Here is a 23,157-nt window from a genome sequence, read left to right as displayed (position 1 = left end):
GCCACCGCCATGAGACGGAGCGCCAGGAAACCGGCGTCAAGTGCATGTGAGAAGCGCGATGCGCATCCGCCGATCGCTTTCGCTGGCAGCCACCGTGCGCTATGACACCGCGGCTGCCTCAGCACCCCTCAACTCACAGCGGAGGCAGGGCGGTCCGAGCAGACATCCCGAACGCAACGGCGCAGCCAGCGGTGCGCAAGGTCCCCATCCATCCTCGGATGCCAGAGCAACGAGACGGTGATCTCCGGCGCCGGCATCGGCAACTGGAAGCTGTGCAGCCCGGCACGCAAGCCTTTGGTGTGGCGCTAGAGGGAACGCTGGCGATCAAGTCGGAATCGGAAATTAGCACGTTCGGGCTGACATGGCGTTTGACGCACGAATATGTTGCAACTGCTGCGCCTTCCGCAATTCGGGGCGAAATCCTATCGTTGGGGCACTGCTTGAACGGAGGTCGTCCAAGCGCAACTCAAAGGAAGAAATCATGGCCAGCAATACGCTCGACGCATCGATGCAGGGAATCAGGTCGGTCTGGGGACCGCTGGGCGACACGGTGGTCGCCGGTTGCCAACGCCACCTCGCGGACCTTCTCCGGGCACCCGCGACGGAAGATTGGTTGGCTGCATTGCACCGCGAAGCGCCGGCGAACAAGGAGGTCTATCGCGATCCGGCACACGGGTTCGTACTCCTGGCGCATTCGGAGTACGCCGGCCTCCACAGGCCACCTCATGACCATGGCCGAGCCTGGGTCATCTACGCCATCCAGCAAGGCGAAATCGAGATGAGGACCTATGCGCGGGTCGAGAACACCGACGGCAGTGTTGGACTGGTGAAGCGGGACTCCACCGTGATGCGACCCGGGCAGGTCCAGGTCTATCTGCCCGGAGATATTCATGACACGCGGTGCATGAAGGGGCCGGCGCTTCTGTTCCGCTTCACCGAGCGCGACCTCAAGAAGGAAGACAAGGACGAGCACCGGGTGAAACGGTACGTCGAGAAGGACGGCGTCTGGACTTTCGGCACACCATGATCAGACCTTCAGCTGCGGTCATGGCGCTTGGCGTTGCGCTGTTGCGCTCCGTCGTTCCGCGGCAACAACTCGGCGCCGCCATCGGCTGGAACGCGCTGGCCGTTGCGCTGTCCTCTGCGGCCGGTCCCACTATTGGCGCCCAGCCATCGGTCTGCGCCGTGTTGATATGCTGTGGCTTGAAGACTTTGGCGGCGAGCCACTGGACGTCATCCTTGAGCGGGCGAGAGACCGACCACTCGGGCAGAAGCGCGAACTGGAGCTTGCCTGCGGGCTGGCAAGATCGATCGGCCTGGCTCACGGGCGGGGCTGGTCCACAAGGATGTCAAACCCGCCAACGTGCTTGCCGGCGATGTACGCCCGATGGGGTTCGCTATCGCATCGCGCTTGCGTCGCGCACGGCAGGCGCCCGAGCCGCCCGAAGTCATCGCCGACACCTTTGCGTACATGGCGCCGGAGCAAACCGGGTGGATGAATCGCTCGATGGACGCGTCCAATCCGATGGACCCATTGCCACGTCGCCCGTCAGCCGCCGGCGCCGAGTTCCAGGATGGCGAGTCTTCCCGATGCGGTCGACATGATCATCCTGAAGTTGCTTGCCAAGGACCTGGAGGATCGCTATCAGACCGCCAGGGGTGTCGAGGCGGATCTGCGAAGCTGCCTGGCCGCTTGTGAGGCGCATCGTGATGTCGACAACTTCACTCCGGGCCACCGCGACGTTTCGGACTCCCTCATCGTTCCCGAGAAGCTGTATCGTCGCGAGGCCGAGATCAATGTCCTGCTCGCGGCGTTCGATCGCGTGGTCCGCCTGGGCGGCACGAAGCCAGGCGGCATGGGAATGGGCCTTTCGGTCAGCCGGTCCATCATCGACAGCCATCGCGGGCGCCTCTGGGCTGAACCAAACGATGGTCCAGGATCGACCTTCTCGCACGTCAATCCCGTGTCCGTCCCTTGAGACGCGAAGTGCCTCGATCGAGCCGCTGCGCTCCCTCAACTGCCTGTTACCCGAACGTGAAAGCGTAGGCCTGCGCGCCGGGGTCCAGGAACTCGATCTCGAACAGCCTGCTCTTCCTGCTCGCCACCTGGCGCACCAGCTGGTAGAGACGCTGCGCGTCGATCGTGCCGTTGCCCTCGGCGTCGGTGTCGTAGCCGTGGTCGGCAAGCGGCGCCTTGCCGTCGATGCGCACCCTGAAGCGCACAGGCTTGCCGTCCGCCGACGGTCCCAGCACCAAGTGCAGGTCGCGAGCCTGAAAGCGATAGGCGATGCGGCCGTTCGCGCTGCCGACGACTGCGCGCTCGCCTTCCACCGTCCAGTCCCCGCCGAGCGACCACTGGTCGGTGCGCAGCGACGTGGCGAGCTGGTAGGCGTTGGCGCGGTCCCGCACGATCCCGCCCGGCGAGGCGAAGTTGTGCGCGCGCTCGTGACCGAGGTAGCTCTCTTGCGACAGCGGCGGCGCAGCATCGGCCGCGGCCTGCGTGCCCACGCCCTGCGGCGCGACCAGCTTCGACGGCACGCTCGCCTGGCCGGCCTCGGCCAGCAATTGCTGGATGACTTCTTCCGCCTCCTCGTACTGGTTCTCGCCGAACTGGTGATGGCGGATCTGCCCCTTCGCGTCGATGAAGTAGAACGCAGGCCATGCCCGGTTCCTGAACGCGCGCCACACCGCGAAGTCGTTGTCGATGGCCACGGGAAAGCCGATGCCCAGGTCCTTCGTGGCGTTGACCACGTTCGACCTGCGTTTCTCGAAGGCGAACTCGGGCGTGTGCACGCCGACGATCACGAGGCCCGCGTTCTTGTACTTCTCGGCCCAGGCGCGAAGGTACGGGACGGTGCGCAGGCAGTTGATACACGAGTAGGTCCAGAAATCGACCAGCACCACCTTGCCGCGCAACGCTTCGGCTGTCAGCGGTGCCGAATTGAGCCATTCGGTCGCGCCGGCGAGCGATGGAAAGGCGCCTTCCGGCGGCAGCGTGCGCTGGGGCATGCGGTCGGTGGTTGCCGCGGTGAGGACGAACCCCGCCCTGTCTGGGCGAGCGACAGAGCTGGGGGAGGGCGCTGGAGGCCGGCGCATTTCGATCCTTTCCACCAATGATTTCTCGAAGCGCGTCGTGGAGCCAAAGGAGATCCGGCTCAGCACGTCGGTGTCGAAGCCGAGCGCGATGGCCCCCACGCCGACGAGGACGGCGGCGCCGGCGCCACGCCGGACCATGGCGCCCGTCGCCAGCGTTCCCTTCATCAGCGAGAAAACCCGTCCGCCGAACAGCAGCGCGGCCGCCAGCGAGGTACAGGCGCCTGCCGCGTAGACGAGCAGCAGCAACGAGGTGCCGACGCTGGCGCCATTGAGTGCCGCGCTGGTCAGGATCAAGCCGAGGATCGGACCGGCGCAGGGCGCCCACAGCATGCCGGTGCCGACGCCCAGCAGCAGCGGCGACAGCAAGGACGGGCGCGCCGACGCCGCATCGGCGCGCGGCTCGGAAAGCCGGTAGCCGAAGGCCACCAAGGGCTGGCTCCAGCGGTCCGCCAGCGAGGGAGAAAGCAGCGTGACACCGAACACCGCCAGCAGGCCGATGGCGGCGTAGCGCCCGTACTGGTTCAGCTCCACCACCCATCCGCCGCCGACGGCGGCCAGCGTCGCGATGCCTGCGAACGCCACCGCCATGCCCAGCAGCAAGGGCAGGCCATGCGAGCGGAAGGGACGGTCGGCGCGCGCGAACACGAAAGGCAGCACAGGCAGGACGCAGGGGCTGAGGATGGTGAGCACCCCGCCCAGGTAGGCAGCAACCAGGATGAACATGGCGTGCCCGCTCAGTGGCGCGCCGATGCCAGCGACCACACCGCATCGGCAAAGACTTGCGGCGTTTCCTGCGGGACGTTGTGGCCCGCCTGGACGACCTGGTGCGTGCGCGGGCCGCTGAACTTCGCCGCCTGTGCCTTGCCGTCGGAGGGTGGCACGATGCCGTTGGAGTCGCCATCCATCGTGATCGTGGGCACGGAGATCACGGGCAGCGTGGCCAGTTGCTTCTCCCATTCCGCATACTTCGGGAAGCCGTCCGCCAGGCCGAGGCGCCAGCGGTAGTTGTGGATCACGATCGCCACGTAGTCGGGGTTGTCGAAGGACGCCGCGCTGCGCTGGAAGGTCGCCTCGTCGAAGTTCCACTTCGGCGAATTCGTCGTCCAGAGAATGCGCGCGATGTCCTTGCGGTTGGCCTCGAGCCCGGCGCGGCCGCGCTCTGTGGCGAAGTAGAACTGGTACCACCACTCGTGCTCGGCCTTGGCCGGCAGCGGCATCCTGTTGGCCGGCAGGTTGGTCATGATGTAGCCGCCGACCGACAGCAGCCCCAGGCAGCGCTCGGGCCACAGCGCCGCGATGATGCAGGCCGTGCGCGCACCCCAGTCGTAGCCCACCATCACGGCGCGGTCGATCTTGAGGGCGTCCAGCAATGCGATCTGGTCCAGGGCCACGGCGGATTGCTGCGCGGAGCGCGGGTTGGCGCTGTCAAGAAAGCGCGTGCTGCCATGGCCGCGCAGGTGCGGCACGATCACGCGGCAGCCGCGCGCTGCAAGCAGCGGGGCGACGTCCGCGTAGCTGTGGATGTCGTAGGGGTAGCCGTGCATCAGCAGCACCGGGATGCCGTTCGCGGGGCCGGCTTCGTAGTAGCCGACATCCAGTTCACCGGCCTTGATCTGCCTGATCGGCCCGAGCTTCTGCGGCGCGCCGGCGGGTGCAGCGGCGGGCGTTGCAGGAGATAGCGTCTGGGCATGGGCCGAGCCGATGAAGCCCAGCTCTGCCGTGGCGATGCCGGCGACTGCGCTGCCCAGGAAGAAGCGGCGCTGGTGGTTGATTGGGTTGGACATGGCGTTCCTTGGTGCGTGTCGAGCGATGTGGCTCATTGGATGCTTCGCATGTATTCGGCATGTGTCGGCGAAGGGGCGTTTTGGTATGGGCGTGTACCTTGGCTGCCGCAGATACACGGGAATACAAAACGCCCCCGGGATGCCTCAGCCCAGTGCATCGGCGTGCGTTGACGCGCCGACCTGCACCGAGACTTCTTCGCCCCTCAGCCTGGCCTGGACCGCCTTCACGGCCGTCTCGACCCGCGCGCCGAAGTCGGCGTCGGCCTGGCGGAAGTGGCCGATGGCCCGGTCGATGATCTCCTGCCGCGTCACCGCGCCGAGCCCACTGGCGATGCTGCGGACGAGACGCCGCTTCGCCGGCTCGTCCATCAGGCGGTAGAGATCGCCGGCCTGCACGAAGTCGTTGTCGTCGGGATGCTTCGTCCACGCATGGCTGCCGGTCCAGCCGTGGATCTCGAGCGGGGCATACAGGGGCTGGTTGTTCTGCTTCGGTGCGTCGCCGAAGCTGTTCGGCTCATAGTTCGGGCCGCGTCCGCCGTTGTCGTGGCGCATGGCGCCATCGCGGCCGTAGTTGGAGGCCCGCGTGGCGTGCGGGCAATTCACCGGCAGTTGGGTGTGGTTGACGCCGAGGCGATAGCGCTGCGTGTCGCCGTAGCTGAACAGGCGCCCTTGCAGCATCTTGTCCGGCGAGGGTCCGATGCCCGGCACGAAGTTGGCCGGGTTGAACGCGGCCTGCTCGATCTCGGCAAAGTAGTTGCCGGGGTTGCGGTTGAGCGTCAGCACGCCGACGTCGATCTTCGGATAGTCTTTGTGCGACCACACCTTGGTCACGTCGAAGGGGTTGAAGCGGTAGTGCTGCGCCTCGGCCACCGGCATCACCTGCACCTGCAACGTCCACTTCGGGAACTCGCCGCGCTCGATCGAATGCAGCAGGTCGAGATGATGGTGATTCGGGTTCTCGCCACCCACGCGCTGGGCCTCTTCCGCCGTGAAGCATTCGATCCCTTGCCGGGTCTTGAAGTGGTACTTGATCCAGAAGGCCTCGCCCCCGGCGTTGACCCACTGGAAGGTGTGCGAGCCGAAGCCGTCCATGTGGCGGTAGCTTCGAGGAATCCCACGGTCGCCGAACAGCCAGGTGAACTGGTGCGTCGCCTCGGGCGAGTGCGAGAAGAAGTCCCAGGCGTTGTCGGGCTCCTGCACGTGGCTCCAGGGATCGCGCTTCTGCGAGTGGATGAAGTCCGGGAACTTGATGGCATCGCGGATGAAGAAGATCGGCGTGTTGTTGCCGACCAGGTCGTAGTTGCCTTCCTCGGTATAGAACTTGAGCGCGAAGCCACGCGGGTCGCGCACCGTGTCGGCCGAGCCCAGTTCAAGGGCCACCGTCGAGAAGCGGATCAGCACCTCGGTCTTCTTGCCGACCTGCCCGAGGAACTTCGCCCGGGTCCATTTCGACACATCGGCCGTCACCTCGAAGCTGCCGAAGGCGCCCGAGCCCCGGGCATGCACTACGCGCTCGGGGATGCGTTCGCGATCGAAGCGCGCGAGCTTCTCGATCAGGTGGTGGTCCTGCATCAGCACCGGGCCATCCGCGCCGGCGGTCTGGGAGCGCTGGTTGTCCTCGACGGGGGCACCGGATTCGGTGGTGAGTCTGTTCGTTGGGTTCATGGAATTGCTCCGGTGTGGGTAGATCAGGCGGGTTGCTTCGCTGACGCGAGCTCCCAGACGGCGTCGGCAAACGCCTTGGGAGCTTCCTGCGGCAGGTTGTGTCCGACCCTGGGCACGATGCGGTGCGAGCGCGGCCCGCTGAAGAGGTGCGCGGAGCCCTTGCCATCCGTGGCCGCGATGACGCCATCGCCACCGCCATCCAGCGTGATGGCAGGTACGCTGATCACGGGTTGCGCGGCCAGGCGCTTCTGGAGCCCGGCATAGGCCGGGTCGCCGTCGACCAGTCCGAAGCGGTGCCGGTAGTTGTGGATGACGACCGGCACGAAGTCCGGGTTGTCGAAGGAGACGGCGGCGCGCTCGAAGGTGGCGTCGTCGAAGTTCCAGTTCGGCGACCAGTCCTTCCACAGCAGCCGGGTCAGTTCGCGCCGGTTGGCGGTGAGGCCTGCCACGCCGCGTTCATTGTGGAAGTAGTACTGGTACCAGATCGCCTTCTCGCCCGCGGGCGAGGTGGGCACCATGGCCCGGGCGATGTTCTGGATCAGGTAGCTGTTGACGCAGACCAGCCCCGTCACGCGCGCCGGCCACAGCGCGGCTGCCACGCAGGCGGCGCGCCCGCCCCAGTCGTAGCCGGCGACGACGGCGGTGCGGATCTTCAATGCGTCCATCAACGCGATCAGGTCCGCGCCCAATGCGGCCTGCTCGCCCGATCGCGGTGTTGCGCCGTCGAGAAAGCGCGTCGGCGAGTAGCCGCGCAGGTACGGCACGATCACCCTGCAACCGCGCGCCGCGAGATCGGGTGCCACGTCGACGTAGGAATGGATGTCGTAGGGATAGCCATGCATCAGCATCGCCACCGGTCCGTCCGCGGGGCCGGCCTCGTAGTACGCGATGTCGAGCACGCCGGCGTCGACATGCCGCAGCGGCTCGAGTCGCTTCAGCGGGCCCGCGAGCGTCTGCGCATGGCTGGTGCCTGCGACGCCGAGGTTCGCCACGGCGGCCGTCGCCATGGCTGCACCGAGAAAGCTGCGGCGCTGCTGGTTGATGTCATGTGTCATGGGGTCCTTCGCAAGCATGGGTGTGTGTCGAAGGGCCATTGAAGTCCGATGCTGTATCCCGCGTGTGTCATGGACAGGCGTTCTTGCATCGCCGTGTACGCACATCGCGGCCAGACACGTGGCCATACAAAAGGGTGCCCGCGGGACAGGCGCCGGCAGTCGGGACTGCCGCCTGCGGCTCAGCCTTGCGCGTCGGCGCGCGTGCTCACGCTCAGCCGCGCCTGCAGGCCGCCTTCGTCGCGATTGCTCAGCGTCAACTCGGCCCCCATGGCGTTGGCAAGCTGGTGCGCGATGGCGAGGCCCAGGCCCGTGCCGCCGGTGCTGCGGTTGCGCGAGCCTTCGACACGGTAGAAGGGCTTGAGCACCGACGCCAGGTGCTCGGGCGGGATGCCGGGCCCGTTGTCGATCACCGCCACCGTGAGCTGGTCCCCGGCGTAGTGCACGAGAACGCGCACCTCGCTGCCGAACTTCAACGCGTTGTCGATCAGGTTCGCCAGGATCCTGCGCAGGGCATTGGGGCGCGTCACGACGGGCTCGCCGATCTGGCCTTCGAGCTGCACCTGCTGGCCGGCGTCCTCGTAGTCCGCCACCATGCTCTCCAGCAGCGCATCGGCATCGATGCGGCAGGGGGGCTCCTTCGTCCCGTGCAGCGTGCGCGCATAGGTCATGCCTTCCCGCACCAGTGCATTCATGGCGTCGAGGTCCTGCCTGAACTTGACCTGGTCCTTCTCGTTGTCCATCAGGTCGGTGCGCAGGCGCATCCGCGTGATCGGGGTCTGCAAGTCGTGCGAGATCGCAGCCAGGATCTCGACGCGCTCAGACATGTAGCCCGCGATCCGGCGCTGCATCGCGTTGAAGGCGCGCGCCGCGTGCGCCACTTCGGTCGGCCCTTCCTCGACGAGCATCCTCGGCTTCAGGTCCGGGCCCAGTTCGTCGGCCGCCGAGGCGAGCCGGGCGAGAGGGCGGGTGACGAGGCGCACCGCGAACCAGCCGCAGGCCGCGAGCACGGCCAGTTGGACCCACAGCATCCACATCACCCAGTCGGACACCGGCATCGGCACGCGCCGCGCGTCGACCGTCACCGGACTGCCGTCGCCCAGCCTGACCTGCATGCGAAGGCTGTCCTGACCATCACCGGTCTGCGCGACGTGCACGACGGTGAACGGCTTCAGCGCCGTGGCGATGGCTGTTGCGAATTCCTGCGACGAAGCTGTCTCCGGGGCCGGGCCTGCCACGTCGTCACCGCCCAGGATGAACTTGTAGTTCCGGCGCTCCAACCGTCCCAGCCAGGACCGGCGCTCATCGGCCGGGAGCCGGTCGAGGATGGCGATGGAACTGGCGATGTCCAGCTCGATGCCGCTCATCATCAGCTCGCGCATCGCATTGCCGCGCTCGTAGCGGATCGAGGCGAAGGTCAGGAGCTGCGCAAGCGCCAAACCCGCCACCATGATCAGCATCACGCGTGCGAACAGCGAGCGCGGCACCAGGCGACTCCGCCCCTCGGGTGTCACGCCGGTCTCGGGGCCACTGGCTGGAGCGCGTGAGGTTGACCGGGTCATGGCCCGTTTATAGGCCCCTGCGCTCGTTCGAGGGCGCCTCGTGTATCCCAATGTGTTCGGGCGACAGCGTGAAATAGAACATTACCCATGCCCGGCTTCCGAGGCACAACGGCCCGCCCGTTCGCACGAGCGGGCCGTTAGTTTCCGCGATGCTGACTCAGACGACGTTGATCGTCACGTCGATGTTGCCGCGCGTCGCCTTGGAGTAGGGGCAGGTCTGGTGCGCGGCGTCGGCGATGGCGCGGGCGATGCCGGGCTCGATGCCCGGCAGGCTCACGTTGAGGCGGGCTTGCAGCGAATAGGCATCGCCGGTCAGGACCAGGTCGACTTCGGCATCGACGGCCGCCTCGGCCGGCATCGCGACCTTCATCTTGCGGGCCGCGAGCCCCATCGCACCGATGAAGCAGGCCGACCAGCCTGCTGCCAGAAGCTGCTCCGGGTTGGTGCCGGTGCCGGGCGTTCCCGGCACCGAGAACTTGATGTCGAGACGGCCGTCGGAGCTGCGCGATGCGCCGCCGTCGCGTCCACCGGTGGTGTGTTCGTGGGCGGTGTAGAGAACCTTCTTTTGGACCTGCGCCATGGTTGCTTGCGTCATGTTGAATCCTTGAATGGGGAATGAAAGAAACTGACGCGCGGATTCTTGGCCGCCGGGACACCCTGCGGCCCGCTCACCGTATGCCTGTGTATCCGGGGGCGCTTTCCCGACAGTAAATTTCATTCGGCCGGCGATTCGGCCGGTCATTCGGCGATCGCGCCGCAGCCGGTGTTCGCATCAGAGTGTCTCGGGGCAGGGCGCCGGATACCTGGGCATACAAAGCCCGGGACGATTCCGCGCCGGAGGGCTACATTGCGGGCCATGAACACACGTCCTGCCGATCACGTGCTCATCGTCGACGACGATCGCGAGATCCGCGAACTGCTCACCACCTACCTGGTCAAGAACGGCTTGCGCGTGGCCGCGGTACCCACCGGCCGGCACATGCGTGCGGCGCTCGAGTCGTCGGGCCCTTTCGACCTCATCATCCTGGACCTCATGCTGCCTGGCGAAGACGGGCTCACGCTGTGCCGCGACCTGCGCACCGGCAAGTACAAGACCACACCCATCCTGATGCTGACGGCGCGAAGCGAGGAGGCCGACCGCATCCTGGGCCTGGAGATGGGCGCCGACGACTACCTGGCCAAGCCCTTCTCGGCGCGCGAACTGCTGGCACGCATCCGGGCCGTGATGCGCCGCACGCGCATGCTGCCGCCGAACATGCATTCGACCGAGTCGGCGCAGGTGCTGGGCTTCGGGCCATGGCGCGTCGATACCTCTGCACGCCACCTGCTCGATGACACCGGCACGATGGTCGCGCTCAGCGGCGCGGAGTACAGGTTGCTGCGCACCTTCCTCGACCATCCGCAGGTGGTGCTCAGCCGCGACCAGCTGCTCAACCTCACGCAGGGCCGCGAGGCCGAACTCTTCGAGCGGTCCATCGACCTGCTGGTGAGTCGCCTGCGGCAACGCCTTCGCGACGATGCACGCGAGCCGCGCTACATCAAGACGGTGCGCAGCGAAGGCTATGTCTTCGCCTCGACGGTCGAGGCACGCGACTGAGCCTCACGCAACAGGGGCGTCGCGTCGCTTCCCACCGGCGATGTGGCGCGATGCGATGCACTGGCAACGGACGGGATTGCGCAACTCGTGCGAGATTCCGCCGGCCAGGAACAGCAGCGCGAACCAGAGGCTTCTCATGGTCGCTCAAGACCCCGCCGCGGCGGGTTCTGCCAGCAGGGCCTGGATCTTCTTCTCGGTGGTCTCGTAGCTGCCCTCGCCGAAGTGCGAGTAAACGACGCGCCCCTGCTTGTCGATCAGGTAGACCGCGGGCCAGAACTGGTTGCCGAAGGCCTTCCACGTGGCGTAGTCGTTGTCTTGCGCCACGGCGTGCCGGATGCCGAGCTTCTCGATGGCGGCCTGCACGTTCTTCGTCGACTTCTCGTAGGCGAACTCGGGCGTGTGAACACCGATCACGACGAGGCCCTGGTCCTTGTACTTCGCATGCCAATCCTTGATGGAGGGCAGGTGGTTCAGGCAGTTGATGCAGGTGTAGGTCCAGAAGTCGACGAGCACGACCTTGCCGTGCAGTTCATCGAGCTTCAGTGGTGGCGAATTGAGCCAGGTGCCGATGCCCTGGAGGGCGGGGGCTTGCTGCTGGTCGGCCACTGGCGTATCGCCGCCGCGCGGCAGGGCCGCCAGGCTGAGGGCAGCCAACGAAGCTGCGAGAGCAACGGCGACGAAGAGGGCGCTGGCGCGAAATGTCATGTGAACTCCTGGTCGGATAGAGGCGATTACGGGAACGATCGCATCTTCGTGTGCGGGCCGGGCTGGCATCACGTTGTTCGTACGCGCATGTATCGGCACGACGAAGTCCACACACTACGTTTCATGCCGAGTCGGTTCCGGGCGCGTGATACGAAGGTGTAGGCGACACCAACGTCCAATGGATCGGGCGCAACGGCTCTGGTTTGATCGGTTCCATGTCGGGCGAGCTGCTCGACCCGTCGCCGAGGCCTTGCCCCGCGGATCGAGCTCCCATTTTTCTGAAGGGTCCGAATGAACAATCCCCTGATCGGCGTCATCGTGGGCTCTTCTGGCCAGGGCGGACGCTTTGGCGAGGTGCCAGCGCACTGGATCTACCGCGTGGCCGAGCAGCGGTCTGACATGAGGATCGAACTCATCGACCTTGGCCGCCATCCTCTGCCTTTCTTCGGGGCGCCTGTGCTGCCTGCGTCGCGCCACGACGAGGGCTCTGTCGCCCAGCGCTGGATGGCCGTGCTCGACCGCCTCGACGGCTTCATCGTCGTGGCGTCCGAGGAAGACCCGAAGCGCAGCCCGGGTGCTCCGACAGACGCGGAAGCGCGACTCGGCGCATTCGCAGACAAGCCGATCGCGTTCGTCGGCTACGGAAGGCACGCGGGCGATGCCGACAGTGATCCGTTGCGGAACGTGGCGCTCGCACTGCAGATGGCACCCGTGACCCGCGCGGTCCATGTCAGCCGGAGCGAAGTTGTTGGCATCTGGCAGCAGGGGAAGACCTTCGAGGACTTTCCGCACCTGGACCTGGCGGCCGCTGCCATGCTGGATGACTTGGCCCGGTCTGCGCGGGCGTTGATGATGGCGCGAGACGGCGGGATCGAGGCCGTAGCTGCCTCGCCGCTGCCGGTCGCCCCAGCGCGCGCGGCACGGCCGGCGAGGACCGGATTCGTGCGTGCTTTCACCCATCGCCTTCGCCTTGTGGCGTCGCGCGTCGTCGGCGCGAGCGACGCAGCCGCCACCGCGCTGGCCAATCGCCGGACCTCCGACTTCTTCGGCCTGCACCTGCGGTAGCCGGTGCCACGGCGCAGGCATCCGCTTTTCTTTTCCACAGGAGAACCCATGACCATTCACACACACGTCGACGTCCCCACGCAGTTCATCGAGGCCGGCGGCATCCGCTTTGCCTACCGCCGGTTTGGCGCCACCACGGGAGTTCCGCTGATCTTCCTCCAGCACTTCCGGGGCGGCATGGATCACTGGGATCCACTGCTGACGAATGGCCTGGGCCGCGACAGGCCGGTGATCCTCTTCGACAACGCGGGCGTCGCCGCGTCTGGCGGCAAGACGCCCCAGACCTTCGAGGCCATGGCGGAGCACGTCGCCACCTTCGTCGCGGCCATGGGCCTCCAGACGATCGACCTGCTGGGCTTCTCCATCGGCGGCTTCGTTGCCCAGGCGCTCACGCTCGCCCACCCGAAGCTGGTGCGCCGCCTGATCCTCGCGGGCACCGGCCCGCGCGGCGGCGTGCCCGGATCGGACGCGCGCGTGGGGCCCGCCGCCACGCATGACGTGCCGACCATCGACGACTTCCTGCTGCTGTTCTTCTCGCCCTCGGCGGAAAGCCAGGCGGCCGGGCGCGCGTTCTGGGACCGCCGCCAGCAACGCACGGAGGATGTCGATCCACCGAGTTCGCAGGAGGCCATGCTTGCGCAACTCAGCGCGCTGACGGATTGGGGGCAGGCCAGGGGCGTGCTGTTCGCAGATCTGCGGCAGATCGGCCAGCCCACGCTGGTGGTGAACGGCAGCAACGACATCATGGTGCCGACGATCAACTCGTGGCACCTCGCGCAGGCGATCCCCAACGCGCAACTCATCATCTATCCCGATGCCGGCCACGGCTCGCAGTACCAGTATCCGGAGCGCTTTCTCGCGCACGCGCGAAGCTTCCTCGATTCGGCAGAGCCAGCGGGTGTCGCACCCGCGGCAGGGGCGGTGACGGCGGCCCTGTCCGCCAGCCAGCCGGCAGAGGCCGTGGGAAGCTGGCCACCAGCGCACTGACGCAACGTCGAGGCCGGTGTCCGCGGCCTCGGCAGCCTCAGCGGCCTCAGTGGCTTTGCGGCGCGCGCAGGCCGAGCCGCGCGGCCATGTTCACGAGGTCTGGCAGCGAGCCGGCGTTCATCTTCTGCATGACCCGGCCGCGGTGCGCCTTCACCGTGATCTCGCTGATGCCCAGCTCACCGCCCACCTGCTTGTTCAGGAGGCCGGAGACCACGAGTTCCATCACCTCCCGCTCGCGGCGGCTCAGTGATGCATGGGCAGCCCGCAGCGATCGCAGTCGTTCAGTCTGTGCCAGCGCCGCGCGGCTGCCCTCGATGGCGTTGCCGATGGCGGCCAGCAGCACGCCGTCATCGAAGGGCTTGGTCAGGAACTCCACGGCGCCGGCCTTCATGGCCTGCACCGTCATGGGCACGCTGCCGTAGCCGGTGATGAAGATGATCGGCATGTCGGCGCGGTCGATGCCTATCAGTTTCTGAAGGTCGAGGCCGTTCAGGTCCGGCAGGCCGACGTCCAGGATCAGGCAGCACGGCGATGTCGACCTGTCGCGCGCCAGGAACGCCTGCGCCGACGCGAAGGTCTCCGGCTGCCAGCCCGCGTGGGCGATCAGGGACTCCAGTGATTCGCGTACCGAGACATCGTCATCGACGATGAAGACAAGAGGCGTGGTGTGTGTCATGGGATGGACGCATCGATTACGGATCATGCGCTTTCTGGAACAAGTTTCAGGGCGTCCGCAAGGCGGTGTGGAGCGCGCCCAGCAGGGCACTTTCGCTGAACGGCTTGAACAGGCATTCCACGGCGCCTTGCTCGAGCATCAGCGGACGGATCGCCTCATCCGCGTGCGCGGTGATGAAGACGATCGGTACGGACTGGCCTCGGCCTTTCAGTTCCCTCTGGAGTTCCGGGCCCGACATGCCGGGCATCGCGATGTCGAGGATCAGGCACTGCGTCCGGCCGATGCAATCGGACGCAAGGAAGGCTTCCGCCGACGCAAAGGCCTCGACCGCATAGCCGAACTCCTTGAGCAGATCCGGCAGCGACTCGCGCACGGATTCGTCGTCGTCGACGATGGAGACGAGCGCGGGCAGCACCTTCATTGCGAGGCCCCCGCGCGTTGTCGCGGCGCGTCCATGGCCATGTCCATGCGGATCGCGGCCGAACCTTGGAAGCGCGCGGCGCTTTCGGGATGAGTCGGGATGGAGAACGCGAAGGAAGCACCCGGGCCGTCATTGGCAGCGGCCCACAGCCGGCCCTGGTGGCTTTCGATGATGGAACGGCTCACCGACAGCCCGATCCCCATGCCCTCGCTCTTGGTCGTGTAGAACGCGTCGAAGAGACGCTCCATGTTCTGCGGATCGATACCGATCCCCGCATCCTTCACTGTCAATCGCACGCAATCTCCTTCGTCCCGGTTGGTCTTGACCATCAGTTGCCGTGGTCGATCGACCACGGTGCGCATCGCCTCCAGGGCGTTCAGCAGCAGGTACAGGATCACCTGCTGCAACTGCGCGCGGTCGCCCGACACGCTAGGCAAGTCGTCCGCCAGCTCGGAACTCGGAATCACGCGTTCGCGATGCAGTTCGCTTGACGACAACGCCATCACCTCGCGCGTCGCCTCGTTCAGGTCGACCCATTCGGCCGGCGGACTGTGCCGGCCGAAGAGTGCGCGCAGGCGGGTGATGACGTCGGACGCGCGATGACCGTCGCGGATCGTGCGCCGTGCGGTTTCGCGCGCGCCGTCGATGTTGGGCGGGTCGGTGCCGAGCATCCGAAGGCAGGTGCTGGCATTGGTGATGATGCCCGACAGGGGCTGGTTGACTTCGTGGGCGATCGATGCGGTCAAGGCGCCGAGACTCGTGACACGGGCGACCTGCGCCAGTTCCGACCGGAGCTTGCCCAACGCTTCCTCGGCACGCTTCGCATGGTCGATGTCGGTGAGCACGCCGCACCATTTGACGATGGCGCCGCCGGCGTCGCGCCATGCGGCGGCGCGAAACTGGAACCACCGGAAAACGCCGTCGTGCCGGCGCAAGCGCACGTCCATTTCGCATGGCTTGCCCGCCAGCATGGCACTCCATCGCTGCATCCATTCGGCGAGGTCGTCGGGGTGGACGGACGCCGTCCAATCGTGGCCGAGTGCGACGTCGTGGCGCTGGCCGGTGTACGCATGCCAGCGTTGGTTGAGGAAATCGACATGCCCGTCGGGAAGCGCAGTCCATACCAGGCCGGGGAGCGCATCTGCGAAGCGGGAGTACCCGTTTTCCATTCCGGCCCTTTCGTGACGGTCGCCGTGTCACAAGGATGCGCTGGCGGGGTGCATACGTCCATGAGACTTTGGTGTTGGTCGGCATCTCACGGCGCCGCACCGAAGTGCTAAAGGAGTATCGTCGCGCGCGCAGCCGCTGCTGCGAAGGTCGACACGATGCCAAAGCAAGTCGCCAGCCCGCCCGAGGGTGGAGATTTCATTTTCTCGGGCCTGCCGCCCAGTCCGGCACAGAAGCGATTGGCAGGCGTGGTCGTGCTCGCCCTGCTGTCGTTCTTCCTGCTGGTGATTGCGGGGCCCTTTTCCGGAATCCAGTTGGGGCGCATCTCGGCCTTTGTCCCTGCCTATGTGATGGCGATGTTCGTGAACGACCTGATCACGTCGATCCTGCTGTTCTCGCAGTTCTCGATCGTACGCTCGCGCGCCATCCTCGTCATCGCAAGCGGCTACCTGTTCACGGCGCTGATCGTGATCGCGGTGTTCCTGACCTTCCCGGGAGCCATCGCCACCGACGCGCTGCTGGGCGGGCTGCAAAGCACCTCGTGGCTCTATTTCTCCTGGCATGCCGGCTTTCCGATGTTCGTCATCGGCTACGCCCTGACCAAGGATGCGGACGGCAACAAACGCCTCTGGGGCGGCACCGTGCGCGGCGGAATCCTGCTGAGCGTTGCGCTGACGGTGGCCGTCGTCGTCGCCCTGGCCGTCATCTGCATGGCCGGCGAACCGTGGTTGCCCCGCATGCGGCTCGATTCGGTTCGCTTGGGCCCGCAGTGGCCTTATGTGGGCGTACCCGTCTCGTTGCTGAGCGTCGTGGCCATCATGGTGTTGTGGACGCGTCGCCGCTCGATGCTCGACCTGTGGCTGATGGTCGTGCTCTGCGCGCATGCGTTCGAAGTGCCGCTGACCTATTTCCCGGCGCAGATCATCTACGGCGTCGGCTGGTATGCGGGCCGCGTGTTCGGCTTCCTCTCCAGCATCCTGGTGCTGATCGTCCTGCTCTACGAGATCACCACGCTCTATGCCAAGCTGCTCGCCGCGGTGCTCGCCCAGCGCCGCGAGCGCGAGGCGCGGCGCATGACCGGCGATGCCGTCGCGGCAACGATCGCGCATGAAGTGCGGCAGCCCCTGAGCGGCATGATCACGAGCGCCGAGGCGGGCTTGCGCTTCCTGGATCGGGCGCAACCGGATGCCGGCAAGGCCGGCGATGCCTTCAGGCGGGTCGTCGCCGACGGACACCGGGCCGCGGCGGTGCTCCAGAGCATTCGCGCGATCTTCAGGAACGAGGTGCGGCACAGGACAAGGCTCGATGTCGAAGCGCTGATCCGGAAGTCCCTGGCGCTGGTGGTGGGCGACTTGCAGCGCCACCAGATACTGGTTCACAGCGCGCCGGGCAAATCGCTCCCGGAGGTGCATGGCGACCGCATCCAGCTCCAGCAGGTGCTGCTGAACCTCATCATGAACGCCGTCGATTCAATGAGCGCGCGGGACGAGCCGCGGGTCCTGCAAGTGAGCTCCGAGCCCTACGAGGGCGACGGCATCAAGGTGTCGGTGGCGGACACGGGCGCGGGCGTCGGCACGCAGGATGTCGAACGCATCTTCAGCCCGCTGTTCACGACCAAGCCGGACGGCATGGGCATGGGTCTTTCGATCTGCCGCTCGATCGTGGAGGCGCACCACGGGCGCTTGTGGGTCGACCCGAACACCCCACGCGGGGCCGTCTTCCAGTTCACCTTGCGTCCGGGCGTTCCGGCGGCCGCCTGAGCGGCGCATTGCCCGGGGAACTTCAACAGGCCGTGTTCATGGCCTGCTGGATGGCGTGCAACAGTGCGTCTCCGCTGAAGGGCTTCGTCAGGCACTCAATCGGCCCGGGCTTCATGGCCCTCACGCTCGCCGGAACCTCGTCGTAGCCGGTGATGAAGAGAACCGGCATGCGGGCCGGTTCGCACGCGAACACGGCCTGCAGATCCAGCCCGGCAATGCCGGCCAGCGTCACGTCGAGCACGAGGCAACCGGGTGCGAGCGCCGAAGGTCGCGTGCGGAAGTGCTCGACCGACTCGAAGGTCTGGGCTTCCCAGCCCGCACTGTGGATCAGCAGTTCCAGCGATTCGCGCACGGAGATGTCGTCGTCGATCACCGCGATGACGGGCACGTCGATCGCGAAGTGGGGCAGGGCGGTGTCGTCATCACTGGCGGACGCTGTGTTCATGGTTCTTTCGTGTCGGGGACACCATCGTCCAATGGCTCGACGGGCATGCATGCGGTGTGATCGCATCTTTGGGACAAGGCGATGACACTGGCCCGATTTTCTGCGGGACGCATTCTTCTTCACTTGCTTGCCATGCTGGGCAACGGATGCGTGCGCTTTCACATGGCCGGGATCCTGCGGGAACTCCCCCAGCGGGCCCGCTGAGTCGCCGAGGTGTTCCGGTGGATTTTCCAACAAGGCGAGTGTATGAACTTTCAAGAAAGAGCCGATGCGCGCCGCACGGCATCGGTGCTCACGGTGCTGCTGATGGGCGTCTTCATCGCGAACGTCGATGTCGCGGTCGTCAATGTCGCGACGCCGTCGATCCGCGAGGGACTGGGCGCATCCGACAGTGAATTGCAGCTGGTCATCTCTGCCTACACACTGTCCTACGCCATGCTGCTGGTCACGGGTGCGCGCCTCGGCGCGACCCACGGCTACCGGCGCCTGTTCATGGTGGGCCTGGGCCTGTTCACCCTGGCCTCCGGCGCGTGTGGCCTGGCCTGGCGCGCGGACGTGCTGATCGGCACCCGGGTCGTGCAGGGGATCGGCGCGGCCCTGCTGGTGCCGCAGGTGCTGACCGGCATCCAACTGAACTTCACCGGCGCCGCACGTACGCGGGCGATCGGCTACTACGCGCTCGCCCTGTCGATCAGCGCCGCGCTCGGGCAGGTGCTGGGCGGCGCCCTGGTGGCTGCGAACCTGTTCGGTTCCGGGTGGCGCCCGATCTTCCTGGTCAACCTGCCCATCGGCGCGGTTGTCATGGTGGCGGCCTGGCGGATCCTGCCGGTGCATCGCGAAGTGCGGCCGCAACGCCTCGACCTCCTGGGCATGGGCACGCTCTCGCTTGCCGTGCTGCTGGCCGTGTTGCCGTTGATGCTGGGGCACACGCGCCACTGGCCGGCATGGACCTGGCTCAGCCTCATCGCGAGCGTCGCGCCTTTCGTGGCCTTCATCATCGTCGAGCGACGCATCGAACGCCGCGGCGGGCACCCCTTGGTCAACCTGAGCCTGCTGGCGCAGCGCACGATCGGCTGGGGACTTGCTGCGTACGGCGCGGCGCTGTCGACGTACTTCGCCTTGCTGTTCACGCTGGCCCTCTACCTTCAGGAGGGACTGGGGGAGAGCGCGCTGATGTCGGGCATCGCGTTGGTGTCCTGGGTGCTGGCCTTCGGTGTGGGAGGGCTGGCCCTGTCACGACTGCCGCGGCGCATGCTGCCCCAGGCCGCACCTTTCGGATTCGTCATCCTGGCGGCGGCCTACGGCGCCGTCAGCGTCAGCATGTTCTCGGCGCAGTCGAGCGCGGCACTGCTCTTCGTGACACTGGGCTTCGGTGGGTTCGGAACGGGCGTCGGGCTCACCGCGATCATCCGCGCCGTCACGGCCGCGGTGCCGCCACGACATGCCTCCGACATGAGCGGGCTGATCTCCATGACGGCGCAGATCGCCGGGGTCGTCGGCGTCGCGTTCTTCGGCACGGTGTACTTCAGCGGCGCGGAGGCCGCCGGGCGCGCCGGTGCCACCGGTGCGATGCATGCCTTCGGCATCGTCGCGACCTTCTTTGCGCTCACGGCATTGATGGCCGCGGCGGCGGCCTGGTGGTCCGCCGGCTACAGCAGCGCTTCCGGAACGATGGGTGCGATCAGCGAGTTGTAGAAGCGCAGCAGCCAGGTCGACTCCGGTTCATGCGTGAGCACGACTTCCTTGTCGCCGTCGTTCGTCAACCATTCCAGCGTGCCGTCGTCCTTCGAGAGGCGCAGCCGGTACGCGCTCTGGAGCTTGCCGATGCGGTTGATCCGCATCAGCTCGCGCGCAAGCTCGGGGCTGTCGATCGCAATCCCCATCTCGGTATTCTGCGTGGCCGAGCGGGGATCGAGGTTCATGGATCCGATGAAGAGATGACGGCTGTCGACGACGACGGTCTTGGCATGCAGGCGACCGATCGACTTGCCGAACATGCCGAGGCGCTCGTGGGACGTGGCCCGCCGAGGGCTGACCTCGTACAGGTCCGCCCCGCCTTCGAGCAGCATGACGCGGTAGCGCACATACCCGGTGTGCACGAGCGGCTCGTCGTTGGCGGCGAGCGAGTTGGTCAGCAGCGTCAGCTTCACCTTGCGCCGGCCGAGGTCGGCGAAGGCGGCCATGCCGCGCACGCCGGGCACCAGGTAGGGCGAGGTCATCTGCACGTCGACCTCCGCGCGCATGAGCATCGACCAGACCTTCATGGTGACGCTGCCCTCATAGGCTTCGGCCTCCGTCATGGCCGCGGGCTTGGTGGGTGGATCGGCAACCACCCGGGCTTCGCCCCAGAGCAGGCCCATGCGTCCGCTGTCCAGTTCCTCCGCGACGGTGCCGTAGCCCAGGAAATCGACCGAAGGCAGTTCGATCTTCGGGGCCTTGGCGGCCATCTCCATGGCCATGCGCATCGATGCCTCGTCGCCCTGCACGATGTCCTTGATGGGCCAGACCTGCCGGGCATTCCAGTAGGTGTCGAAGATCGCCTCCAGCTGGGCGATCGCCTTGCCGACCACGAGGCTGTCGAGGTCGATGAAGTTCTGCATTTCGCCGAGGGCGAAATAGTCGTCGGCGATGTTGCGCCCGCCCACCACGGCCATCACGCCATCTGCAATGAACAGCTTGTTGTGCATGCGGCGGTTGAGCCGCACGATGTCCGCGGGCGATGCGATGAAGCGCGACACGAAACCGCTGCGGCCACAGCAGAACGGGTTGAAGAGGCGCACCTCGATGTTGGGCAGCCTGGAGACCGCGAGCAACAGTTGCTCGCTCTTCGCCGTGTACAGGTCGTCGACGAGGATCCGGACTTTCACGCCGCGCGCGGCAGCCTCCATGAGGGCGCCGACCAGCAGCCTGCCGGTGGCATCGTTCTCCAGCTGGTAGTACTGCACGACGAGGGACCGCTCGGCCCGCCTGGCAAGCTGCAGCCGGGCATCGAGCGAAAACACCCCCAGCGGCAGCAGGCGAAAGCCCGAATGCTCGCCCGGGGGCGTGGATGCCGCCACGACCGCAGCCAGTGCGGTGGAAGGATCGGCGGCGGCGGACACGCCCGCAGGGCGATCCCGCGCCGCGGGAAGCACGCCGCAGGCCATGAGTCCGACGGCGGACGCACAGCACAGCAACGTCCGCAGCAGCGTGTGGACCACGGCTTCAGTCCGTCACTTGGCGCCGTAGTTGTCCCCGAACGACGGCAGCTGTCCCGCCTTGTTCAGATTGGCGACCTCGGCGCGGCTCGCCTTGCGGCCCGCCGAGCGTTCGGCGCCCGACAGCTTGACCCTGGCCTCTGGCTTCGGATCACCTTCGCCAGGCGTGAACTCGCGCGCGGCTTCGGCACCTTCCGGCCTGCGCGCCTGTCGGGCGGCGGCGCGGTCTGCCTTCGACACCTTGGCGTGAGCTTCCGGTTTGGGATTGCCTTCACCGGGCACGAAGGTGCGCGCAGCTTCGGCGCCCTCGGCCTTGCGTTCAGCGCGGACCGCCGCCTTGTCGATGGGCTGCGTCTGCGCGTACGCAGTGGATGCGATGAGCTGGGTTGCGAGGAGGGCGGATGCCCAGACAATATTGTTCATGTCGAACTCCATGGAAGTGAGTGGGAGAGGATGGGGAGCCGGAACTTCGGATGAGCACCGGCCGGGAACGGTGTAGGTGTCGCGACACGCTGCGCGCGAGACAAGCAGGCTCAGCGCAACGGCCGGAACGCGGCCCGAACCTCCGCACTGAAGAGTTCCGGCTGCTCCCATGCGGCGAAGTGGCCACCCTTGTCCACTTCGTTGAAGTAGACGAGGTTGTGATAGCTCTTCTCGGCCCAACTGCGTGGCGCCCGATAGATCTCGCCCGGGAAGACGGTGATCGCCGCCGGCAGCGAGATGCTGACGGCATTGAAGTTGTTGGCGTTGTTCTCCCAGCAGAGCTGCGCCGACGATGTGGCGGTCTTCGTCACCCAGTAGAGCGTGATGTCGTCGAGCATCTCGTCGCGGCTGAATGCCTTGTCCGCGTCGCCGCCGCTGTAGCTCCACTCCGTGAACTTGTCGTAGAAGAATGCGGCCAGGCCGGCTGGCGAATCTTCCAGGGCATAGCCCAGGGTCTGCGGCCGGGTCACCATCAAGGCCGCATAGCCGCCGCCTTTCCGGTACAGATGGTTCATCGCGTCGAACGCGGCCTTCTCCTTCGCAGACAACCCAGCCGGCGCGGGCTCGCCGTTGTTGAGGGCCTTTGCGACGTCGGGTGGCACGGTCGCGGGCATGTTGACGTGGATGCCCAGCAAACCCTCCGGCGCCTGCAACGCCATCTTGTCGGCCACGACCGAGCCCCAGTCGCCGCCCTGCGACACATAGCGCTTGTAGCCCAGGCGCTTCATCAGGACGTCCCACGCTGTCGCGATGCGGTCGGCGTTCCAGCCGGTGCCGCGTGGCTTGCCGGAAAAGCCATAGCCCGGCATCGACGGCAACACCAGGTCGAACGCGTCTTCCGCACGGCCGCCGTGGGCCGTGGGGTCCGTCAGCGGGCCGATGACCTTCAGCAGTTCCATGATCGAGCCGGGCCAGCCGTGCGTCATCACGAGCGGCATCGCGTTGGGATGTCGAGACCGCACATGCACGAACTGGATGTCGAGCCCGTCGATCTCGGTCACGAACTGCGGCAGGGCGTTGAGCTTCTTCTCCGCCTTGCGCCAGTCGTAGCCGGTGCCCCAGTACTGCACGAGCGGCTGGAGCCTTTGCAGCGGCACGCCCTGCGACAGGTCGGTGACGGTCTCGCGGTCAGGCCAGCGCGTGGCGCGCACGCGGCGACGCAGGTCGGCAAGCACCGCCTCGGGCACCTGGATGCGGAAGGGGCGGATCGATTTGTCGCCCGTGGGCGTGCGTTGCACGGGGAAGGCCTCGTCTGCAGATGACTCGGCGGCCGCCGAGCCTGGCTTGGCCAGGACGCCGCCACTGCCCAGCAATCCGAAGCCGGCAGCACCGGCTGCGGCTGTTGTCGCAAAGAAGGTGCGCCGCGTGGGTGGCACCGCAAGGGAGAGGGACATGATGGCTTTCCTTCTGGAGTGAGTGATTCGGCAGTTGCGCATCCATTCAGACGCAAGCGAATCAAATCAGAGGCCTCGTCGCGAGCCCATTGGACGATGGT

The 23,157-nt window shown here is 66.6% G+C and carries 22 protein-coding genes and 1 pseudogene; 7 read left to right on the top strand and 16 right to left on the bottom strand.

The features are described from left to right. Positions 1–128: 128 nt before the first annotated feature. Positions 129–334 (bottom strand): annotated as a pseudogene (locus HCU76_RS36780) (LysR family transcriptional regulator); the annotation flags it as partial. 147 nt (positions 335–481) lie between these two features. Between HCU76_RS36780 and HCU76_RS24105 the strand changes: the two are divergent. Further along, entirely contained in the window at positions 482–1,027 is a 546-nt protein-coding gene (locus tag HCU76_RS24105; RefSeq protein ID WP_218510794.1) for a hypothetical protein, read from the top strand. Positions 1,028–1,601: 574 nt separating this feature from the next. Beyond that, on the top strand, positions 1,602–1,979 hold the full coding sequence (locus HCU76_RS24100; RefSeq protein ID WP_218510793.1) for an ATP-binding protein: 378 nt from the start codon (positions 1,602–1,604) through the stop codon (positions 1,977–1,979). Between the two features lie 46 nt (positions 1,980–2,025). Here the strand turns inward: HCU76_RS24100 and HCU76_RS24095 are convergent, their stop codons facing one another. From HCU76_RS24095 to HCU76_RS24070, 6 genes are all read right to left on the bottom strand, one after another. Further along, a complete protein-coding gene (locus tag HCU76_RS24095) occupies positions 2,026–3,819 on the bottom strand; it encodes a cytochrome c biogenesis protein DipZ (protein ID WP_218510792.1) in 1,794 nt (597 codons plus the stop codon). 11 nt (positions 3,820–3,830) lie between these two features. Next, positions 3,831–4,880, bottom strand: a complete 1,050-nt coding sequence (locus HCU76_RS24090) for an alpha/beta fold hydrolase (RefSeq protein ID WP_218510791.1) — start codon at positions 4,878–4,880, stop codon at positions 3,831–3,833. A gap of 144 nt (positions 4,881–5,024) precedes the next feature. Next, positions 5,025–6,545, bottom strand: coding sequence for a catalase (locus HCU76_RS24085; protein ID WP_218510790.1), 1,521 nt, complete (start codon positions 6,543–6,545; stop codon positions 5,025–5,027). Between the two features lie 23 nt (positions 6,546–6,568). After that, entirely contained in the window at positions 6,569–7,600 is a 1,032-nt protein-coding gene (locus tag HCU76_RS24080; protein WP_218510789.1) for an alpha/beta fold hydrolase, read from the bottom strand. 179 nt (positions 7,601–7,779) lie between these two features. Then, positions 7,780–9,159 (bottom strand): ATP-binding protein, encoded by a 1,380-nt coding sequence (locus HCU76_RS24075; RefSeq protein WP_218510788.1) that lies wholly within the window; start codon positions 9,157–9,159, stop codon positions 7,780–7,782. Positions 9,160–9,316: 157 nt separating this feature from the next. Next, positions 9,317–9,754, bottom strand: coding sequence for an organic hydroperoxide resistance protein (locus HCU76_RS24070; RefSeq protein WP_371319893.1), 438 nt, complete (start codon positions 9,752–9,754; stop codon positions 9,317–9,319). Positions 9,755–10,015: 261 nt separating this feature from the next. Between HCU76_RS24070 and HCU76_RS24065 the strand changes: the two genes are divergently transcribed. Further along, positions 10,016–10,756 (top strand): response regulator, encoded by a 741-nt coding sequence (locus tag HCU76_RS24065; protein WP_213955845.1) that lies wholly within the window; start codon positions 10,016–10,018, stop codon positions 10,754–10,756. A 3-nt stretch (positions 10,757–10,759) separates the two neighbouring features. On the opposite strand, the gene HCU76_RS36775 is transcribed toward HCU76_RS24065, so the two are convergent. Both HCU76_RS36775 and HCU76_RS24060 read right to left on the bottom strand, forming a co-directional pair. Further along, complete coding sequence (locus HCU76_RS36775) at positions 10,760–10,894, bottom strand: hypothetical protein (RefSeq protein ID WP_256354397.1); 135 nt, start codon at positions 10,892–10,894, stop codon at positions 10,760–10,762. A 6-nt stretch (positions 10,895–10,900) separates the two neighbouring features. Next, the gene (locus HCU76_RS24060; protein WP_218510787.1) at positions 10,901–11,461 is read right to left on the bottom strand and encodes a thioredoxin family protein; all 561 of its coding nucleotides are present in this window, start codon (positions 11,459–11,461) and stop codon (positions 10,901–10,903) included. Between the two features lie 291 nt (positions 11,462–11,752). On the opposite strand from HCU76_RS24060, the gene HCU76_RS24055 reads away from it, so the two are divergent. Together HCU76_RS24055 and HCU76_RS24050 are read left to right on the top strand one after the other, a co-directional pair. Further along, complete coding sequence (locus HCU76_RS24055) at positions 11,753–12,526, top strand: NADPH-dependent FMN reductase (RefSeq protein WP_218510786.1); 774 nt, start codon at positions 11,753–11,755, stop codon at positions 12,524–12,526. 48 nt (positions 12,527–12,574) lie between these two features. After that, positions 12,575–13,513, top strand: coding sequence for an alpha/beta fold hydrolase (locus HCU76_RS24050; protein ID WP_218510785.1), 939 nt, complete (start codon positions 12,575–12,577; stop codon positions 13,511–13,513). 46 nt (positions 13,514–13,559) lie between these two features. On the opposite strand, the gene HCU76_RS24045 is transcribed toward HCU76_RS24050, so the two are convergent. Genes HCU76_RS24045 through HCU76_RS24035 form a run of 3 tightly spaced genes read right to left on the bottom strand, consistent with a single transcriptional unit; the run spans position 13,560 to position 15,779 of the window. Next, positions 13,560–14,189 carry a response regulator transcription factor gene (locus HCU76_RS24045; protein ID WP_256354396.1) on the bottom strand — a complete coding sequence of 210 codons (630 nt, stop codon included), beginning with the start codon at positions 14,187–14,189 and terminating at the stop codon, positions 13,560–13,562. Between the two features lie 46 nt (positions 14,190–14,235). Beyond that, positions 14,236–14,610 carry a response regulator transcription factor gene (locus HCU76_RS24040; protein WP_218510783.1) on the bottom strand — a complete coding sequence of 125 codons (375 nt, stop codon included), beginning with the start codon at positions 14,608–14,610 and terminating at the stop codon, positions 14,236–14,238. After that, positions 14,607–15,779: an ATP-binding protein gene (locus HCU76_RS24035; RefSeq protein WP_218510782.1), complete on the bottom strand. Its 1,173-nt coding sequence runs from the start codon at positions 15,777–15,779 to the stop codon at positions 14,607–14,609. The genes HCU76_RS24040 and HCU76_RS24035 overlap by 4 nt, the downstream gene beginning before the upstream one ends. A 156-nt stretch (positions 15,780–15,935) precedes the next feature. Here HCU76_RS24035 and HCU76_RS24030 point away from each other — a divergent pair, with 156 nt between their 5' ends. After that, positions 15,936–17,537 (top strand): MASE4 domain-containing protein, encoded by a 1,602-nt coding sequence (locus HCU76_RS24030; protein WP_213955838.1) that lies wholly within the window; start codon positions 15,936–15,938, stop codon positions 17,535–17,537. Between the two features lie 22 nt (positions 17,538–17,559). On the opposite strand, the gene HCU76_RS24025 is transcribed toward HCU76_RS24030, so the two are convergent. Next, positions 17,560–17,982 carry a response regulator transcription factor gene (locus HCU76_RS24025; RefSeq protein WP_218510781.1) on the bottom strand — a complete coding sequence of 141 codons (423 nt, stop codon included), beginning with the start codon at positions 17,980–17,982 and terminating at the stop codon, positions 17,560–17,562. Between the two features lie 246 nt (positions 17,983–18,228). Between HCU76_RS24025 and HCU76_RS24020 the strand changes: the two genes are divergently transcribed. Then, on the top strand, positions 18,229–19,677 hold the full coding sequence (locus tag HCU76_RS24020; RefSeq protein ID WP_218510780.1) for an MFS transporter: 1,449 nt from the start codon (positions 18,229–18,231) through the stop codon (positions 19,675–19,677). Here the strand turns inward: HCU76_RS24020 and HCU76_RS24015 are convergent. From HCU76_RS24015 to HCU76_RS24005, 3 genes are all read right to left on the bottom strand, one after another. Beyond that, positions 19,632–21,182, bottom strand: coding sequence for a phospholipase D family protein (locus HCU76_RS24015; RefSeq protein ID WP_371319892.1), 1,551 nt, complete (start codon positions 21,180–21,182; stop codon positions 19,632–19,634). The genes HCU76_RS24020 and HCU76_RS24015 overlap by 46 nt on opposite strands. A gap of 12 nt (positions 21,183–21,194) precedes the next feature. Next, complete coding sequence (locus HCU76_RS24010; RefSeq protein ID WP_213955835.1) at positions 21,195–21,614, bottom strand: hypothetical protein; 420 nt, start codon at positions 21,612–21,614, stop codon at positions 21,195–21,197. 98 nt (positions 21,615–21,712) lie between these two features. After that, entirely contained in the window at positions 21,713–23,056 is a 1,344-nt protein-coding gene (locus tag HCU76_RS24005) for an epoxide hydrolase family protein (RefSeq protein ID WP_218510779.1), read from the bottom strand. Between the last annotated feature and the right edge of the window lie 101 nt (positions 23,057–23,157).

The organism is Variovorax sp. dw_308 (assembly GCF_019207085.1).
In the GTDB taxonomy this organism is placed as follows: domain Bacteria; phylum Pseudomonadota; class Gammaproteobacteria; order Burkholderiales; family Burkholderiaceae_C; genus Variovorax.
Note: the sequence above shows the minus strand (reverse complement) of the source record. Positions and strands in the feature narration are given on the sequence as shown.